The organism is Paracrocinitomix mangrovi (assembly GCF_019740355.2).
GTDB lineage: Bacteria > Bacteroidota > Bacteroidia > Flavobacteriales_D > Crocinitomicaceae > Paracrocinitomix > Paracrocinitomix mangrovi.
Genome location: NZ_CP091819.1, coordinates 2,254,704 through 2,273,300, shown reverse-complemented (window position 1 = coordinate 2,273,300; position 18,597 = coordinate 2,254,704). Strand labels below are relative to the sequence as shown.

The following is an 18,597-nucleotide window of genomic DNA, read 5'->3' as shown; positions in this document are numbered from 1 at the left end:
AAACAAGATTCATGGCGAAATTCGTATCGTATAATGTTAATGGTATCAGGGCTGCATTGAAAAAAGATTGGATGGATTGGTTAAAATCTGTTGATCCTGATGTTGTTTGTGTACAAGAAACAAAAGCTCAAAAAGATCAATTAGATGTAGCAATATTTGAAGAAGCAGGATACAAATCATACTGGCATTCAGCAGAGAAAAAAGGATATAGCGGTGTTGCTATTTTTTCAAAAACAGAACCTGATCATGTAGAATATGGATGTGGAATTGAAAGATATGATGCAGAAGGAAGAGTTTTGAGAGCAGATTATGGAGATTTTTCTGTTTTGAGTTGTTATTTCCCAAGTGGAACAACCGGAGATGAAAGGCAAGCTTTTAAAATGGAGTTTTTGGCAGATTTTATCAAGTATGCCAATGAGCTTAAAAAAGAACGACCTAAGCTGTTAATTTCCGGAGATGTAAATATTTGTCATACGGCTATTGATATTCATAATCCTGATAGAAACAAAGATACTTCGGGCTTTAAACCGGAAGAAAGAGAATGGGTGACCGAGTTTTTGGATACAGGATTCATTGATACTTTTAGACATTTAAACAAAGAACCTCATAATTATACCTGGTGGTCATACCGAGCTGGAGCTAGAAAAAAGAATTTGGGCTGGAGAATTGATTATCACTTTGTTACTGATAATTTGGGAGAAAAATTGAACAGATCGGTGATTTTATCTGAAGCAGTTCACTCGGATCATTGTCCTATTTTATTAGATTTAGATGTTAAATTGTAAAGAACTAACATTTATCATCTTATAAGCTAAACTTAACTTATAACTTTGTAATTCCAAATTAAACTGAGTGTTTGAATTTATATTTACCGGAATTGGCTACGGATTGTTGCTAAGTGTCATGATTGGCCCGGCATTTTTTATTTTGCTAGAAACTAGTATCACAAAGGGTGTTAAAGCTGCTCTTTGGTTTGATCTGGGCGTACTTTTGAGTGATCTTGTTTATTTAGGAATTGCCTTTATTTTCTTTAATCAAGTAACAGCACTCATGGAAAGTGAGCATAGTTATTTGTTGAGAATCGTTGGAGGAATTTTCTTTGTTTTTATTGGAATTGTAAATGTTAGAAAGAAAAAACCAACTATTACCAAAAAACAACTCGAAGAAACCAGCCAGTTATCTGCAGGAAATTATCTAATGACTTGCCTAAAGGGCTTCACCTTTAATGCAGTTAATCCGGGCGTATTATTTTATTGGTTGACCTTGATGTCTATCTTGCCAAAAGCGCCGGTATCAATGGGATTAGATAGAACTCAAGAAATTTTTGGATACATAGCCATTATCCTTGTTACCTTTTTCTCAATTGATGTATTAAAAATCTTTGGTGCAAAAAAATTGAGAAAAGTACTCACACCTGCATGGATGAGACACTTAAATTTGGCATTGGGAATAGTACTCATTGCTTTTGGTGTTTTGTTCTTGACCCAGGGATTCTTAATGAGAGCTGAACATCAGTAACAATTTAACTTCCCATAGTTATATCATAAAAAATACCTTGAAATGAAGATTCATCTTCTTGTACTTACTTTATTTATTTCGCTTGTTTCTTTTGGTCAAACAAAACCAAAACCAAGAATGCAAGTTGATTTTTGGGACTTTGAAAAATCAACCATGAGAAGTCGTGGTTTTTACTATGCCGATTTATACAATGGTGAAACAACATTGAAACATGGTAAATGGGAGTATTGGGATCGTCAAGGTAGATTAGAAGAAATTCAGAATTATTTCAAAGGAGAGTTAAATGGATTAGTTGTTAGTTATTACCCAAATGGAAAGAAAAAAGAAGAGGGTTATTTCAACATGGGTAAACAAGACTCTACTTACACTTCTTGGTATGAGAACGGTCAAATTGAAACGGAGGGATATTATAAAAATGATCGTCCTTTGGGTGAGTGGAAATACTATTACGATAATGGTTACCACAAGATGATTGAAGAAAATGTGGATTCTATTACCTATGTAAAAGACTTTTGGCTAATTGATAGTACGCATACTTTAGAAGAAGGGAATGGTAGAGTTATCAGGTATTATCCTACAGGCTATTTACAGGATTTTTATACTTATAAAGATGGTTTAAGAGATGGTGATTTTGAAGAATACACACCTACACAAAAACCCTTTGTAATTGGGCAGTACAAAGAAGGTGATAAAGTTGGAGATTGGACCTACTATTATTATCTAGGAGGAATAGACAGAACGGTTTCTTACGTCAGTGATGAATTGCACGGCAAATACAAAAAGTATTATGACAATGGTAAAATCAATATTACCGGTGAGTTCAATTACGGATTAAAAGTTGGCAAGTGGACATGGTATACAAATGTTGGAACCAAAGACATGGAGGGTAGTTTTATTGATGGTAAGCAAGATGGTTTGTGGCAGTATTGGATTGCCGGCGATTCTACTCAATTGAGTATGAAAGGTCCTTTTAAGGAAGGATTGAGAGATGGTAAATGGGAGTTCTTTTATAAAGACGGAAGCACTTGGAAAGAAGGTGAATATAAGAACGATTTGGAAGATGGGGTTTGGAAAACATGGTATGAAAATGGACAATTGTTGAAAGAAGGAACTTTTGTAGAAGGTAAAGAACATGGACATTGGGAGCAGTTTTATGATACCGGTCAATTGAAGAATGAAGCCGATTTTGACATGGGTCATTTAAATGGAATTTGGAGATCTTATTTTCCAAAAGGTAAGTTGCACCTTCAAGGCGAGTATAAAAATGATCTTAAAACCGGAGAGTGGGTGAGATACTCAGATAAAGGTAGATTACTGGAAGTAGGTCAGTACAAAATAATTAATTACAAGAAGCATGTAAAATATGGTCCTTTTTCAAAGCGTACTTTAAAAGAAAGTGTGAAAGACGGACACTGGATTTTTTACTCTCAAAAAGATGGTAAAAAAACGCATGAGGGAGATTATAAAAATGGTAAAGAAGAAGGTCAATGGGTGTTTTACTTTCCTGGAGGTGCAAAACCTGAGAGAATCGTAACGTATAAAGAGGGCAGATTGGATGGTAAAATGTTACTATACAATTGGAGACCAAGTTATATTACTACAGAAATCAATTATAAGGACGGACTAAAACATGGCAAAATGTACGTTTTTGATAAACGAGGCAAAATAGTTATTGAAAAAACTTTCGAAGACGGAGTTGAATTAGGGGTTGATGGAAAACCAAAGACTTTTAGTCCTTAAGTATTTCTGATACATTATACATAATTTTATCCGCTAATTCATCAGTTGGCAAATCGTTTGGATCTGTTCCAAAAGGATCTTCAATTTCTTCTGCCAGTAGCTCCATACTTACCAGTACATAAAATACAAAGACTGTTATCAGAACTGAGTAATATCCAAAAGCATTAACAAATGCCAAAGGCATAGATGTAACATAAATGAAGATGAATTTCTTTAAAAAGTTACTGTATGAAAATGGCAAGGGGGTATTTTTAATACGCTCGCAGGCACCAATGATATCTGAAAAGGTTTTAAGATTCGTATCAAGTACTATAAATTCTTCTTCTGTTATTTGACCTCTGTCTTTAAGTTCGTGAAGTCTTTTATAAATCAGTTTTGCAATGTAATTAGGAATATGTCCCTTGCTTACTAAAGCAACTTTTTCTTCTTTGGTGATGTCTAGTTCCTCCAGCTTAACGCCTTCACGTAAGTGCTCTTTCATAGCAAAAACGTAATTAGAAATCATCCTTCCCAGGTAATCCTTATCAGATTGGTCAATGGGTAATGCACTTAATTTAATCGCTAAATTTCGAGTGTTGTTTACCATTTCACCCCATTTTTTGCGTCCTTCCCACCAACGATCGTATGCAGTGTTTGTTCTAAAAACCAACAAAAGGGACAATACAAATCCTACTAAAGAGTAAACTCCAATTAAAGAGCTTGTCATTGTAGAGTCGGGATAATAGTTGATTTTTATCCATGCAATACCGGCTGTAATTACAGAAATGATAACAAGTTCCAACCACAGAATAAACAAAGTATCTGTTTTGTTAATTTGAAAAATATGCCTGAACCAGGTTTTTGGATTGTACTTAATCATTTCAATAATTTGATATCAGTTCAAAATTAATAAAATCAATGATTCAAATTTTTGTGCTCCTCAGTTAAACATCTCATTCAATAATGCGTATATCTTTGCTGATATGGCAATTTCGGAGAAGTTGAATAGAATTGGGCGAATAATACGTGTGGTTTACTTGCGTAAATTCATTCATGTTGCTCGTAAAATTAAACTGCCGGGATTTCAAGGAGTTTCTCTTTGGGAAATAATCTTCTTCTTTTTGTATTCATTAAGAAAAGGTTTAATTGGAATGAGGGCAGGCGCCGTAGCATTTCACTTTTTTCTAGCGATTATTCCTTTCGGTTTAGTTTTGGTGGTATTAACTTCTTACACGCCGGGTATTTCAATAGAAAGTGATATAGCACCGGTTGTGAGTGCTTTGATTCCTGACCAGTTAGTGGCTGAGTTAATGAAGGGAATGGATGAATATGAAAACTCCTCAGTCAGTTCTCTCATTTCTTTTGGGTTCGTATTTGCACTATATTTTGCATCCAACGGTTTTAACGTTTTGATCAAAGCTTTTAATAGTTCAAAAATTGAGTTTGCAAAAAGAGAAAAGTGGTGGTCTATTAGGTTGGTGTCCTTTGGATTCGTTGTGGTGTTTTTAGTAGCACTGATTGCTGTTTTTTATATGCTCATTTTAGTGAGAAAAGGATTCAATATTTGGGCAGATTCCAGCAATTTGATCAATGATTATTTTACAGAAATATACATCACAACTGACATTATTTTTCTCGGCCTTTTTGTGTATAGTATGGTGGCATTCATATATTATTTTGGACCTAGAAAAAAAAAGGGATTCACATTTTTTTCACCCGGAGCGTCTTTGGCATTTTTCCTAATTGTTGTGATTTCAATTTTCTACCAATTGTACATAAGTAATTTTGCTAATTACAATGCTCTTTATGGTTCACTTGGAACATTTATTATGGTGATGCTATATGTTTACATGATTTCATTTGCATTGCTTATTGGTTTTGAACTTAACGCAAGTATTCACGGAGCAATTCAACAAAAAAAGCTTAACAATTTAGACGCTTTAGAAAAAAGATATGATAAAACAACTTGATAGGATAGTTGTTAAATAAATGAATAACTTTAAAGAAAAATCTAAAGATCCAAAAAATGAAAACAAGAAAACTATTGGTTTTAGGTCTTATTCCCGCTATGATTGCATGCGGTGGAGGTGAAGAAGGAACCGAAGAAACACAAGAAGAAGTAGCAGAAGAAACTTGTACCTATTCATATGATGAAAACTCAACAGTATTAACATGGACAGCTTTTAAATTAAGTGAGAAAGTTGGTGTAGACGGAACATTTGATCAAATCAATGTTACTGCGTCAGAAAGTGAAGACATGTTTGGAGTACTTTCAGGTGCAACTTTTGAAATCCCTGTTAGTTCAATAAACAGTCAAGATGCTGTTAGAGACGGTAAGATTAAAAACTCTTTCTTCGGAAATATGGCCGAGTCTGAAATGTTATCCGGAACCATTAATTCAATTGATGCAAATAAAGCATCTGTGAACATTGTAATGAACGGTAAAGGAGTTGATTATGACGGTGAAGTTTCTGTAGATGGTGAAACCATTACAATGAAAACTACAATAGATATCCTTGATTTTGAAGGTCAGGTAGCTATTGATTCTTTAGGAGTTGTTTGTGAAGAAAAACATACAGGTCCTGATGGAGTGAACAAATTATGGTCTGATGTAAATATTGCTGTAAAAACGACTTTGAAAAAAGAATGTAAATAAGCGTACATCATACAATTACTACTAAAGAGGCTCCAGGGCCTCTTTTTTTGTAACATATCGCTTCTGAAATTGTTATAGCCATTACAAAACCCAAATTATGAAAATTTCTGTCCTGCTACTCTCACTGTTTATTTCATTGTGCGCATTTAGTATTGAAGTTGATTCTGTTTTACATCACGGAAAATGGTATAAAATATATCCTTATGAAAAAGAAGGTGATATCTACAAAAGCAAGAATGATAACCATAGAACAAGAAACTATCAGGCCTTTGAATATTATAAAATAGAAAAAGGCTATCAGTTTTCCATTTTAACCAATAATGGAAGGTTAAGTACTTTGCCTTTAGAAGATGTAATAATTCCACTGCACAATTTACCTGATGGTGAGTATTATCAAATTTTGAGAGTTCCGCGTACCTTTTTAAATCGCAAAACCTGGATGTATGAGGAACGAAAAATAGATTGGGATATGGTCAATCATTTCAACGATTCAATTGTTCCATATGCGGTATTTACAATAAAAGATCAAAACTTAAACGGTCCCATTCGTTTTTTATCTCCTGCTGGTGATACGATTGTAAAAGGACAGTTTGTAAATAACTTGAAAGAAGGTAAATGGTTGTACCAGCACCGTGGCGTTGAGGAAAACTATAAAGAGGGTGTATTACATGGATTAAAATTAAGAACGGATGTTAAAAAACCCGGAAAATCTATTGATAGTCTTGTATATGAGAATGGTTTAATTAAGTACAAAAGTGAACTAAGAACCAAGAAAAAGTATGTATCAAGAGTAGTTAATGAGTACAGTTCAAAAGACAATGACAGGCATAATACTACCAAATATTTTAGGGATGATCAGCTGGTAAGAATTAAATTCTATAAAAATGGAGATCCGGTTGGTGTTTGGAAACAGTACAGTAATAAAGGAATTTTGATTGCAAGTGAAACAATGGAGATTCACAAAGAAGCAGATATTTCTAATTTAAGTATTTGGAAAACTGGTGTTTACTGGTATAAACGAAAATCTTTTCATGTTCCTGAAGCGAACGGAATTTATACTGATAAATATATCGGTAGAAGTTTATTGAATAACCGGTATAAAAACTACAGTGGAGATATACATGTTGCTAGTAAAGGAGAGTTTTTTCATGCAAATGGTAAAAAGCTATTTTCATATTATGTAGATGAAAATGACGTGCTCCAGTTTGATACCTTATACTGGGAAAACGGAAATCCGTCTTACTATTATTGGGTTGATACGGTTAATTCAGAGTACGTATATGAATACTATAAAAAGAGTGGGAAAGTTGATCACATAAGAAGGGATGAATACAATACGCCTTACGAACCAAATCCTGAGTATTTTATTAGGTACAAAGGTTATGAATTAACCTCTGCTTTTGATAAGAGATATTCAAGTTATTATCAGTATTTCGATTATTCTAAAAACTGGGGAACGTTTAAAGAGGATGGCGAACCATTGGTAATGGTATTGAGACATGACGGTAGTTACAATAATGGATTGATCACAGAAACAGTATACGATCCTCAAAATTTTACTAGAACCCATTACGAAAGATATTCTTATAACTATAAGTCCTATTACCCTTTTCAGCTGATGTATACTGAGCAGTTTGATAGCACATTTACTTATGGTAAAGCAAAAACCACTTTTCAATATGAAGATTTTAGGGTTTCACAATCTTTTACTACCAATTACAAAGAAAATCAGTACGATTTAGTAGTAGAAACTCCAAGAAGCAAACTTCCATCCAGTTCAGGCTTAGGAAACAACAATGTTTACGTACCTCATTTCAGAAATCAAAAATTGGCAAACACCATGTTTATTAATTTGAGAGATACCCTTTCTTTTAGAAATATGAACAGTATTGAAAATGGTCAGTTTACAATGGAAAGCACCCAGTATATGTTTGAAAATGCTCCAATCACTGGGGAAGTAGATGTTAGTTTTAAATACGATAAAACAAAATTCAAACACAAGAAAAAGAAGAACAAGTTTGTTTTGCCAATGTCTGACAGAGGAATCTACTATCATAAAATGTTGGATGGTTTTGGCGTCATGTATCAAATGGATCGTTTCGATTTAATGCCTGATTTATATGAAGGAATTCCTTTTATTGATCAGGATTATTTTAAGGATCATCAAATTGTAAAAGTAGAAGGGGAATTTGTGGATGGTTATAGAGAAGGAGTTTGGAAATACTATAACAACAAAAAAGTACTGTTGGTTGAGATAACTTATGAAAAAGGAAAACCTGTTGGGACGGGTAAAATATATTACTGGTCGCCAAAATTCAATATCTATAATAGAAAAACCAAAAGCAACGGTAAGGTAAAGTTAGAGAAGGTTAAAATCCCTGAAAAGCACTTTGTTGAAACCTCAGTTACTTATGAAAATGGTGCGGTATCTCAAATAAGAAGGTACAATGAAATTGGGGATGAAAAATCAATTCACAAGTATGTTGATGGTAAACCTTATGAGTTGAGATGGAACTACAGCACTGGGTTTCCTATTTTTCCAGATTATTATAACAGAAGATTCCACGGCCGTGGAGGTTATGGTTCGTACTACGACAATTTCAAAATGAATCTTTGGTTATCCTACCATCAAAATGGGAAAAACAACTCAGAAGTTGTGTTTAAATATAAAGAAGGTGAACTCTATAAAATAATAGATCAAAGAGAAGTTGACTCTGCCAAATTTGAAAAATATACTTTCCATTTTAAGGATGGTGTGTTTGATGGAGATTACATTTTTAAATCAGATACCGGAAGATTTGAGAACGGATTTTACACAGGTAAAATAAAAGTGAACTTATATGATGCTTTGAAATCTGTAGATCAATACTTGGAGAACGGTTTAGTTGTAAAAGAAGTACTTTACAACAAGGATTTTAAAATTGCCGAAGTAACTTATGATACTACAATAGTAAGATCTATTGGAGTAGTGGCACAAATTTATGATCCAAGTTATTTGATGCCTAAGCCTGTATTCCGAGACAGTATAATGAAATCATTTAAGAAGGTGGAGGTTGATTTCAAAGGATTTTATGCAGATGGCAGTTTGAGGTCAAAAGGAGTGATGAAAACCATTAAAATCAAACGACAAAATAGTTTTGAGAAATTTGGAGTTTGGGAGTTTTATCAACCCGAAGGCAATTTGACTTTTACGGTGGATTACGTTGAGGATACAATGGAAATAGCTGGAATGGGAGAGATAGCAACCTATGGAATTTATACTAAATATGAAAACGGGGCGGCTGTTTATAAAGCGGCAATAACAGATGTGTTTTCAAAGTATAACTGTGAGTTTGCAGATCATTATGAAACACGTCAAATGGTAATTTTAGAAGATCTGTCAACAGGTGAAAAGTATCCATCAAGAAAGGTGCAGTATTTCTATGAAACCGGTGTTTTACAAGCAGAAGGAGAGGTGAAGGATGGCTTGGCTACTGGTGTGTGGAAGTTTTATGATAGAGATGGAGGATTATATGAAACCGGACTTTATGAAAAAGGTCAAAGACAGGGAAGATGGCTGCAGGGTGATTTAAGTGGATTGAATTTTATTGGTGATTTCTGTATTGACCCTAATTCATTTCAATTCACAGAAGACAAAATTGATAATCTAAAAAATCATCTTGAATTATCAGTGATGTTCTATAAAGACAATGCAATACTCAGATCATCCAACTTAAGTGCAATATTAAATCAGTAGTGCATTTATTACTATTTGAGCTCATTTCTTATTTTTACGTGAAATATGAGCGCAAATAACCAAATTGTTGTAACCGGAGGTGCTGGATATATTGGTTCTCACACTGTAGTAGAACTTGTTAATGCAGGATATGAACCAATTATCATAGATGATTTTAGAAATTCAAAAGAATGGATCATTGATCGGTTGAATGACATTACCAATCAATCACTCAAAGTTTATACTGTTGATTGTACCTCCCAAACAGATATAGATAAAGTTTTTGCTGATAATAAAGGAATAGTTGGTGTAATTCATTTCGCAGCTTACAAGGCAGTTGGTGAATCAGTTGCTGAACCGGTTATGTACTATGAAAACAATATCACTTCAATGTGTGTTGTGCTCAATGCCATGAAGAAATTCAATGTAGAACAATTGGTGTTTTCTTCTTCTTGTACGGTTTATGGTGAACCTGATAATCCCATTGTAGATGAACATACTCCAATCCAAAAAGCAGAGTCACCTTATGGTGCTACTAAGATTGCATGTGAGCAATTAGCTCAATTTGCAGTGCAATCGGGTCAAGCATTAAAAATTTGCCTGTTGAGGTATTTTAATCCTATTGGCGCTCATCCTTCAGGGAAAATTGGTGAGCTTCCACAGGGGATTCCTAATAATCTTGTTCCTTACATCACGCAAACAGTGAAAGGCATAAGAGAAAAATTAACTGTTTTTGGTGATGATTATAACACTGCTGACGGAACCTGTATTAGAGATTATATTCATGTGGTTGATTTAGCTGATGCTCATGTAAAGGCATTGAATTGGTTGGCTAAGCAAAGTTCATCAGTATGTGAGCCTTTTAATTTGGGTACAGGAAAAGGAAGTTCTGTCTTAGAAATTATACATACTTTTGAGAATGTGAACCAGGTGAAAGTGAATTACCAAATTGGTGATCGCAGGCCGGGTGATGTAGAACAAATTTGGGCCAATGCTGCCAAAGCAAATAATGTGTTAAACTGGCATTGCAAATACACAATGGCTGATGCCCTAAAGCATTCCTGGAACTGGGAGCAAAACATAGAAGCTTGAAAAAAATTATTTCCATATTGATCCTCTGCTTATTAGTAGCTCCACTTTTTGCGCAAGATAAGAAAAAGGATAGACGTCATCCTTTTGAAACGCGTAAACCCGGAATAATGCGAATGTATAGCGGAATTTGGGCGCCTCCACCTGAGCGCGCAGATAAATTTGATCGTTTCAATACTGACTTTTTCTGGAATTCATGGATAGGGGAAACCAATGGTGTTAAAACTAAATTCTACGCTATAGGACATGCTATTAACTTGATGTTTGATGTGCCTTTTGAAAAAAAGGGACGCGTTGGTATGGGAATAGGTTTAGGCTATAGCCACTTTAATATTAGGTCAAATGGTTCCTTAGATTTTGTGAATATCGACAATACCTATTATACTCAGCTAAATCCGTATACCGGTCCAAAAAGATGGATCAATAGATCTGTTTTTAACTTTGTTGAAGTTCCATTTGAATTGAGATTCAGAGCGGCCAGAGAAAGAGGAAAATTTAAATTTTATCCGGGTTTCAAAGCAGGTTATATGTTTGAATATTATCACAAACATAGAATTGAAGGAGCTGAATACAAAGAGTTCAATTTTCCTGATATCAATCACCTGCATTATGGTCCTACAATCAGAATTGGTGTAGACAATATCATGCTATTTGGTTACTATGATATGGCCTTCTTGTTCAATCATGATCAAAGTAGTAAACTTCAACTATTTGGTGCCGGAATTAGTATCGGTTGGTTTTAAGATGCATGGTAAAAATAAATGTTGAGTTTATTTAAAACCTCTTTGTACATTTTTGGATTACTTACCTTAATTAAAACCTTCAACTTTTCTGTATCCCAGCTTATAATGGTCATTTTGTAAATTCTTGCTTTACTTCTTTTACATGTAGGTTTGAATTTTTGGATCAACCTTTGCCCAAACCAACAGTTAATTTTTATCCGAATCTTGCCAATCTCTGAAAGAGCAAGTTGATGTTTTCTTTTCTTTAAGATATCTGTAATCTCTACGCAACCATTTTCTATGCTTAAACCAATGTTCTTTAAAATGTTTGCTTCTGTTTTATTCAGTTCCATAGTCTAAAAATTTTGAATTACTAATGCCAATATGATATACATGACCCCAACACATAGAAAAAGAAACCAGGCAATAAGCTCTGCTCTCTTTAAAGATGAATATTGATGCTTTTTCATTTTTTTAGTTTTTTGATTGAACCAAAATTATGGTGATAAAAGCCAATATGAGAATTGAATTTTGCAGATAACTACAATTATTTGCGAATAATGCAAAAAGATATTTGGGAAAAATATTCTAAATTGAAATCAAATAACGACTATGGAATTAGCTGATTTTAAAAAGATTCTAGGAAAATCTAACACAAAAAAATCCATCATTGCAACCTTTATATTGTTGTTTGGGGTGTTTATGCTTTGGTTGATTTTGTCTGGTGCAGATAGTGAAATGGATGAGGTAGGAGTTGGAGGTTTAATTGTATTGTGGGTGTTAATCGCCATTTGTATTTTAATAGGTGGATTTATTTTGTTTCAATCTATCAAATCCACAATGGATATTAAAAATGGAAAGCACGGAATTGTAGCTGCGATTAATGAAGGAAATAAAGGTTATCTTATTTGGATATATGAGCATGTTACATCAGTGAAGGGAGGAGGCAGTGATCATTATATTTATGCATATGCTGATAATGGTCAACTACACACAATATCTATTAAAAAGAAAAGAGTCAAAGGAATTTTTGATTTTCTATCAACTCATTTTCCTAATGCCGTTTTAGGCTATGATGATGAAATAGCAAAACGCATGAATGAAAACCTTAAGCATATTAAAAAGAATAATGGCTAATAGTCTGCAAATAATAAAGTGCATTGAATTTTAGTTGATTGTCAACAAGATAATTCATCAATGGTGTTAAATTTATTGTGTGCGAACCCTTGCAAATTCAATAATGGCATTAGTTGCCCTGCTAATTTTGTTACCATTTCTTTTAATGGTAGCCTTAATAATCTTTTTAGCTGATTTTCACAATCCGTTTTTTGTTCAGGAAAGAGTGGGCCTAAATAAAAAGACTTTCAAGCTTATTAAATTTAGATCTATGTTAAATGATGAAGTAACATTGGTTGGTAAAGTTTTGAGAAAAACGGGTATTGATGAATTACCACAATTATTAAATATCATGTCAGCACAGATGTTTTTGGTTGGCCCTCGACCCCTAACTCAATCTGATATTAGCAGGCTTGGTTGGAATGACGATTATTATGCAGTTAGATGGAATTTAAGGCCTGGAATAATAGGTTTGGCACAATTGTCTCCTGTTTGTGATAAAAAAATGAGTTGGTATTTGGATCATTATTACATTAAGAATGAATCTCTCAAATTGAATTTTCAAATATTATTATCATCTGTTTTGGTTCCATTTTTAGGTAAACAAAAAGTGAAAAAAATCTTGTACAGCAAATGATTGTTTTAGTTAATGGATTAGGAAATATCGGAACCACTGTAGCTAATTTATTGTTGGATTATAAAGTTGATTTTGGCATTGATGAAGTTTGGGCATACAAAAGAAAAATTCAACCATGGCAAAGTATAGAGCTTAATTTACTTGAAGCAAAAGGAATAAAAGTATGTTCTGATGATGTTAGCTATCCAAACCCGGAAGATGTTTTACCTAAGGTGAATTACATTTTTGAATGTGCTGCAAATGGTGTTGGCCTCTTAAATAAAGATCGTTATGATAAGCTACCAAATTTAATAGGAGCATCTGCTCAGGGAAGCGAAAAAGGCTTTGGTGTTTCATTTATGTCCGGACTTAATAATGAGCTTATTAAAAATGAAAAGTTTGTTCATGTTGTATCTTGCAATATGCATGGTTCGGCAGCCATAATGAGATTGTTTGGGGGAGATCTCTTACAAAATTTAGAATCTGCAGATATGGTGGTGGTAAGAAGATCTGAGGATATTGGTAATCACCAAAGAATGGTATCAGGTAATGTTGTTTCTCGACATTTAGATGAAGTTGCAGGAACTCATCATTCAATTGATGTAAATGATATGTTTAAATCAATTGGAGTGGATGCAAATTGTACTGCTTCAGATATTACAACTCCTAGTCAGTTTCTACATTCAGTTAGATTTAATTTGAAGCTAAAATCTCCACTAAAAGACAGTGTAATTGATTTGATTGATAATAGTCCTTTGGTTTCAAGAACAAGTAAGTTTGACTCTAATGTAGTTTTTGAAATGGGAAGAAGATATGGATACAACGGAAGAATTTTTAGTCATGCAATAGTCTTGGACGGTAATTTATTAATTACTCAAAATGAGATTAAAGGTTGGGCTTTTGTTCCGCAAGAAGGAAATACTATAATTTCAACAATCCATGCTTTTTTATTGCAAATAGGTCATGAAAAAGAAAAGCAGCTTATTAATAAGCTGCTTCAAAATCTTGTATTAAATCAGTGGTAAATTATTTGCTCTTTTGATAATGTTTAAAAGATCTGGTATTTCCAACTGCATCAATCATTTGAACAATGTAAAAACCTGATTGCAAATCTGAGTTATTAATCAAATTATTAACGTTTTCTCCTTTTGCGTCTAAAGTCATGATTTTAGTTCCACTTAAGTTAAAAATTTCTGCACTCACTGCTTCAAATTTATCAACCGGTGAATAATTGGCATAAGCCAATCCCAAATATTCTCTATCACCATCTTTACTTACACCAATAAGTTGGTAGTAATTCATTCCTTCAGATGCACGTTCATCCATGTATAGGTATGAAGTTTTAGTTTCACTGTTGCCATTACCTTCTATAGATGTTATTTCGTGATAATTTAAACCATCAGTTGAAGTTTCAATTACAAAGTAATCGTTCTCAAATTCTGAAGTAACGTCCCAACTTAGCATGACAGCATTGTCTAAAGCTTCTGCATTGAATTTTTTCAATTCCACTTCAAGTGGCTCTGCACCTACAAAATAGGGGTAGTGACTTGTGTGTGTACAAGAAGGCGTTGTGAAAGTATAACAGAATGTGTAGCTATTTCCAATCACAAGTGGATTCATAGTTAAACTGGCCAGTGTTCCGGAATATAATGGCGAACCACAACTTCCAGTATTGTATACTTCCCATGAAAAAGCTGTTACGTTTCCACCTACACAGTTTGATGAAACAATTACACCAAAGTCAACTGATGTACTGGCTGCGGTAAAAGTATAACAAGATGAGCTTGTAGTAGAAGGACCTAGTTCTGGGACATATTCATATTGAGGACATCCACTAGTTACGTCTGCCACTGTAGGTGTTGTAGCAAATCCGCATGCTGCGCCACAAGGGTTAGCACAATCGCATGAACCTGGAGGGAAACAAGGAGGAGGTGAACCAGAGCATACGTTATTTCCACAGGCATCAATTGTCTCCCATGAAATGGTAGTTCCTGCGGTCAAACACAATCCATAAATAGTTGCTACACCATCATTTACAGGAACGGTAATACAATCTCCTACTGCATTGGCTGCATTGAAGTTGTCAATAATGTTTCCTCCTGAATCATATACCCACATATTTGGAGGATAACCTCCACCGGTAAATCCACAACCCGGACTGCAGTTAGTCCCACCACCAGATGGGAAATTATTGGCGTCCAAGCAAACTTGAATGTATCCTGTAGTTCCATTTCCAATTGTAAAATTCTGACAATTGGCTGTTACTGTTGTGTATGACCCCGAACAAACTGCAGTTTGAGAGCTTGCCGTATTGCTCGTAAAAAAAGTTACAATGGTAGTTATTGTTAAAGCTAGTATTCTTCTCATTATCCCCTCCTAATTATGGCTGTATAGCATGAATTAATATCTCTATTTTTCCATTCACTCTCCACAAATAATCTTCTTTCATTCGGTGAAGATTAATTTCTTTCAAGACTTCCTCTGTCAGTGGTTGTCCTGTAGTATTTTTCGTAACTGTAAAAGTTGAATCAGCCGGAATGGTTGGTTCGTATATCAAATTAGTTGATTTATAATTGATTTTATTCCCCCCATTTAATTCCTGAACCTGTTGTGCAGTGGCGCTCATAGAGGCCACCATAGCTAGTGTAATTGTAAGAGTTTTCATCATAGTGTGTAGTTTAAGCAGTAGCTTAGCCTCATTTAGATGAATAATACATTGAAAGGTTGGAAGTTAAAGGCATGAATTTTTTACCTCATTTGTACTCTTAAAGTTTAATTATTAAAGTTTAATAATGTAAAAAAAATAACACTTCTGTTTTGATACCGTTAAAAAGTAGACGTGCTAAGGGTTTTGAATGTTTAAACTTCTAATTCAACTGTTAATCAGCTTTTTTATTCTTGGATTCCTAGCAGATTAAAATTAATTGAATCCTTTAATATTTTTAATGTATTCGTAGGCTTCAGACAAAATTTGGAATTTTTGTTCTGCTATTTTTTGATGTTCTTTTCCCAAATGAATTACCCTGTCAGGATGAAATTTTAATGCTAGTTTTCGATAAGATTTTTTAATTTCTTTTTCTGTTGCATTTAATTCTAGCTCGAGAATTTTAAAAGCATCAGCTAACTTCATAGATGAGCTGTATTGTTTTTGCTCACGTCTTTTTTGTTGTTCTCTATGTTGTGCTTCGGTTTTAAACCTAAACATGCTAAAGATAGCTTGATAGGTAGGGAATGGAAGTCTTATTCTTGCTGCAATTTCATCTAAATAGGCTTTTTCTTTGTCACTCAGATATGCATCAGCAGTAGCAATACCTACCAACAAATGCATTAATTGAACTTTTTCTGTGAGATAATAGTTTTCAAAAATCATCTTACAGATTGGTTTATGATCCAAATTTTCTCTTTGTGTCAATTTTTGAATATACGCAACTTGTTGATCAACTCTAGCAGTATTAAAATGGAGCGATAATGATTGTTGGATGTATTTAACCTCTACATTAGAGTTGTGCTCATCTGATTTTAATACTCCTGCCAATAAAACAAGTAGTGAATTGTTGAATATTGATTCATTGGTCATGAAATCATATCTTCTGCCAGCTACTGTTCTTGAATTTTTTGCTGAATACCTTCCTGCACCATAATACATTATAAATATAAATCCTCCAAAGGCAATTGCAGGAGCAACCATACCGGTTAATGCAAACATGATAAAAAAGCATGTTGTGCTGACGGCTACGTTGGCAATGAGATAGTCTTTAAACTTCAAATTATGTTCAGGTTAAAATGATTGGTTAAATTTAGCTGAAATATCTACTGCTATGGCAAAATTACTGACAGCATCTACTCAAGGACCCGAAGATTGGGATAAAGAAGCAATAAAAGCTGAAAACAGAGTGCTAATAGCGCGTATTGCTGAACTACAAAGAATACTTTATGCACAAAGTGAAAAAAGCTTGTTGGTAATCTTGCAAGGAGTTGATGCTTCTGGTAAAGATGGTACTGTAAGAAGAATTTTTTCGGGTGTTAATCCATTGGGATGTAGAGTGTACTCTTTTAAAAAGCCTACCGAAGAGGAAATGGCACATGACTTTTTATGGAGAGTTCATAAAGTTGTACCAGCAAAAGGTATGATTCATATTTTTAATAGGTCTCATTATGAAGATATTCTTGTTCCTACAGTTCTTGAGACGCATTCAAAAGATCAAATTGAAAAGAGATATGATCAAATAAATGAGTTTGAAAAGTTACTGGAATCAAACGGAACTAAAATTTTGAAATTTTATCTGCATATTTCAAAAGAAGAACAATTAGAAAGATTGACTGAAAGAATTGAAAACCCTCAGAAACACTGGAAACATAATGATGGAGATTGGAATTCTCGCAAGATGTGGGATGACTATATGAACGTTTATGAAACGATTTTTAAACGTTGTAATAACGTTTTATGGGATGTTATTCCTGCAGATAGAAATTGGGTTAAAATCAATTTTATTGCTAAGCGAATAATTGAGGCAATGGAACAAATGGATTTGAAATGGCCTGAATTGGAATCAGACAAGTTTAATCAAAACAAATAGTAAAATGAAAAACCAACTTTTCATTGGATTTATATTGCTGCTATTTATTTCTTCTTGTGGTCAAAAGGGAGAAGAAAAGATAAGGATTGATGATGAAACTACCGGTGAAGGTGGTTATGATGAGTTGGGAAACCAGCATGGATTTTGGACCTTTTATTATAACGACGGAACCAAGCAGTCTGAAGGATACTTTAAAAATGGAATGCAGGACGGTTCTTGGAAGTTTTGGTATGAAAACGGCAGATTACAAGAAGAGAGTATTTGGGTAGATGGTTTGGCAGAAGGTAAATTCAAGTCATTCCACGACAACGGAAAATTAGCGAGTGAAGGGAAGTATCACAGAGATTTTGAAGAAGGGAAATGGAAATTTTACAGTGAAGAAGGAAGCTTAGAATCAATTGGAAATTATGAAAGTGGTAAAGCCATGGGAAAATATGTTTGGTATTATCCTTCTGGACAAATTGAAGAAATTGGATACTATAATGACACGCTTTTGAATGGTTTTTCTGAAGGATGGTATGAAAACGGAAATAAATCCTTTGAAGGAATGTATGAAGATGGAGAAAGAACCGGGCTTTGGAAATGGTGGTATGAAGGCGGACAATTAGAAGAAACTACAGAATATCAAGACGATTACTTATATGGTGAAGATGTTACCTATTATGAAAATGGAAATATATCTTACAGAGGAATGTTTGATTATGATGATAAAGTAGGAATACATATCTGGTATTACGATAATGGAAACAAGCAAACAGAATCTCAATATGAAGATGGTTTGTTAAATGGGAAGAGTATTCATTATAAAAAGAATGGCACCATTGATTTTGTTGAATCCTACGCGAATGGTGAGCTAATTGAGTAAAGAC

The 18,597-nt window shown here is 34.0% G+C and carries 18 protein-coding genes; 13 read left to right on the top strand and 5 right to left on the bottom strand.

Translation table 11 applies throughout. From position 1 onward, the window contains the following. Positions 1 to 11 precede the first annotated feature (11 nt). The 3 genes from K6119_RS10390 to K6119_RS10380 all read left to right on the top strand — a co-directional run bounded on the left by K6119_RS10390 (position 12) and on the right by K6119_RS10380 (position 3,258). Positions 12 to 785 carry an exodeoxyribonuclease III gene (locus tag K6119_RS10390; RefSeq protein ID WP_221838807.1) on the top strand — a complete coding sequence of 258 codons (774 nt, stop codon included), beginning with the start codon at positions 12 to 14 and terminating at the stop codon, positions 783 to 785. Between the two features lie 67 nt (positions 786 to 852). Next, positions 853 to 1,518, top strand: a complete 666-nt coding sequence (locus tag K6119_RS10385; RefSeq protein WP_221838806.1) for a LysE family translocator — start codon at positions 853 to 855, stop codon at positions 1,516 to 1,518. A 42-nt stretch (positions 1,519 to 1,560) separates the two neighbouring features. Further along, positions 1,561 to 3,258, top strand: coding sequence for a toxin-antitoxin system YwqK family antitoxin (locus K6119_RS10380; protein ID WP_221838805.1), 1,698 nt, complete (start codon positions 1,561 to 1,563; stop codon positions 3,256 to 3,258). Here K6119_RS10380 and K6119_RS10375 read toward each other — a convergent pair. After that, positions 3,248 to 4,117 carry a bestrophin family protein gene (locus K6119_RS10375; protein ID WP_221838804.1) on the bottom strand — a complete coding sequence of 290 codons (870 nt, stop codon included), beginning with the start codon at positions 4,115 to 4,117 and terminating at the stop codon, positions 3,248 to 3,250. The genes K6119_RS10380 and K6119_RS10375 overlap by 11 nt on opposite strands. A 103-nt stretch (positions 4,118 to 4,220) precedes the next feature. On the opposite strand from K6119_RS10375, the gene K6119_RS10370 reads away from it, so the two are divergent. The 5 genes from K6119_RS10370 (at position 4,221) to K6119_RS10350 (ending at position 11,440) form a co-directional block, all read left to right on the top strand. After that, positions 4,221 to 5,207, top strand: a complete 987-nt coding sequence (locus K6119_RS10370; protein WP_221838803.1) for a YihY/virulence factor BrkB family protein — start codon at positions 4,221 to 4,223, stop codon at positions 5,205 to 5,207. 56 nt (positions 5,208 to 5,263) lie between these two features. Further along, positions 5,264 to 5,893, top strand: coding sequence for a YceI family protein (locus tag K6119_RS10365; protein WP_221838801.1), 630 nt, complete (start codon positions 5,264 to 5,266; stop codon positions 5,891 to 5,893). A gap of 97 nt (positions 5,894 to 5,990) precedes the next feature. Further along, positions 5,991 to 9,629 carry a toxin-antitoxin system YwqK family antitoxin gene (locus K6119_RS10360; protein WP_221838799.1) on the top strand — a complete coding sequence of 1,213 codons (3,639 nt, stop codon included), beginning with the start codon at positions 5,991 to 5,993 and terminating at the stop codon, positions 9,627 to 9,629. 45 nt (positions 9,630 to 9,674) lie between these two features. Continuing rightward, positions 9,675 to 10,700, top strand: coding sequence for a UDP-glucose 4-epimerase GalE (gene galE / locus K6119_RS10355; RefSeq protein WP_221838797.1), 1,026 nt, complete (start codon positions 9,675 to 9,677; stop codon positions 10,698 to 10,700). Continuing rightward, positions 10,697 to 11,440, top strand: coding sequence for a hypothetical protein (locus K6119_RS10350; protein ID WP_221838795.1), 744 nt, complete (start codon positions 10,697 to 10,699; stop codon positions 11,438 to 11,440). The genes galE and K6119_RS10350 overlap by 4 nt, the downstream gene beginning before the upstream one ends. Here the strand turns inward: K6119_RS10350 and K6119_RS10345 are convergent. Continuing rightward, positions 11,437 to 11,772: a hypothetical protein gene (locus K6119_RS10345; protein WP_221838794.1), complete on the bottom strand. Its 336-nt coding sequence runs from the start codon at positions 11,770 to 11,772 to the stop codon at positions 11,437 to 11,439. The genes K6119_RS10350 and K6119_RS10345 overlap by 4 nt on opposite strands. Before the next feature lie 259 nt (positions 11,773 to 12,031). On the opposite strand from K6119_RS10345, the gene K6119_RS10340 reads away from it, so the two are divergent. From K6119_RS10340 to K6119_RS10330, 3 genes are all read left to right on the top strand, one after another. Continuing rightward, on the top strand, positions 12,032 to 12,556 hold the full coding sequence (locus K6119_RS10340; protein WP_221838793.1) for a hypothetical protein: 525 nt from the start codon (positions 12,032 to 12,034) through the stop codon (positions 12,554 to 12,556). Between the two features lie 79 nt (positions 12,557 to 12,635). Beyond that, a complete protein-coding gene (locus K6119_RS10335) occupies positions 12,636 to 13,172 on the top strand; it encodes a sugar transferase (protein WP_221838792.1) in 537 nt (178 codons plus the stop codon). Next, entirely contained in the window at positions 13,169 to 14,176 is a 1,008-nt protein-coding gene (locus K6119_RS10330; protein ID WP_221838790.1) for a hypothetical protein, read from the top strand. Before K6119_RS10335 ends, K6119_RS10330 begins: the two co-directional genes overlap by 4 nt. A 1-nt stretch (position 14,177) precedes the next feature. Here K6119_RS10330 and K6119_RS10325 read toward each other — a convergent pair whose 3' ends face one another. The 3 genes from K6119_RS10325 to K6119_RS10315 all read right to left on the bottom strand — a co-directional run bounded on the left by K6119_RS10325 (position 14,178) and on the right by K6119_RS10315 (position 16,917). Then, complete coding sequence (locus K6119_RS10325; protein ID WP_221838789.1) at positions 14,178 to 15,518, bottom strand: T9SS type A sorting domain-containing protein; 1,341 nt, start codon at positions 15,516 to 15,518, stop codon at positions 14,178 to 14,180. A 13-nt stretch (positions 15,519 to 15,531) separates the two neighbouring features. Next, complete coding sequence (locus K6119_RS10320; protein WP_221838788.1) at positions 15,532 to 15,819, bottom strand: hypothetical protein; 288 nt, start codon at positions 15,817 to 15,819, stop codon at positions 15,532 to 15,534. Positions 15,820 to 16,071: 252 nt separating this feature from the next. Continuing rightward, positions 16,072 to 16,917, bottom strand: coding sequence for a DnaJ domain-containing protein (locus tag K6119_RS10315; protein WP_221838787.1), 846 nt, complete (start codon positions 16,915 to 16,917; stop codon positions 16,072 to 16,074). A gap of 52 nt (positions 16,918 to 16,969) precedes the next feature. Here K6119_RS10315 and K6119_RS10310 point away from each other — a divergent pair, with 52 nt between their 5' ends. Continuing rightward, on the top strand, positions 16,970 to 17,728 hold the full coding sequence (locus K6119_RS10310) for a PPK2 family polyphosphate kinase (RefSeq protein ID WP_221838786.1): 759 nt from the start codon (positions 16,970 to 16,972) through the stop codon (positions 17,726 to 17,728). Positions 17,729 to 17,732: 4 nt separating this feature from the next. Further along, complete coding sequence (locus K6119_RS10305) at positions 17,733 to 18,593, top strand: toxin-antitoxin system YwqK family antitoxin (RefSeq protein WP_221838785.1); 861 nt, start codon at positions 17,733 to 17,735, stop codon at positions 18,591 to 18,593. Positions 18,594 to 18,597: the final 4 nt, after the last annotated feature.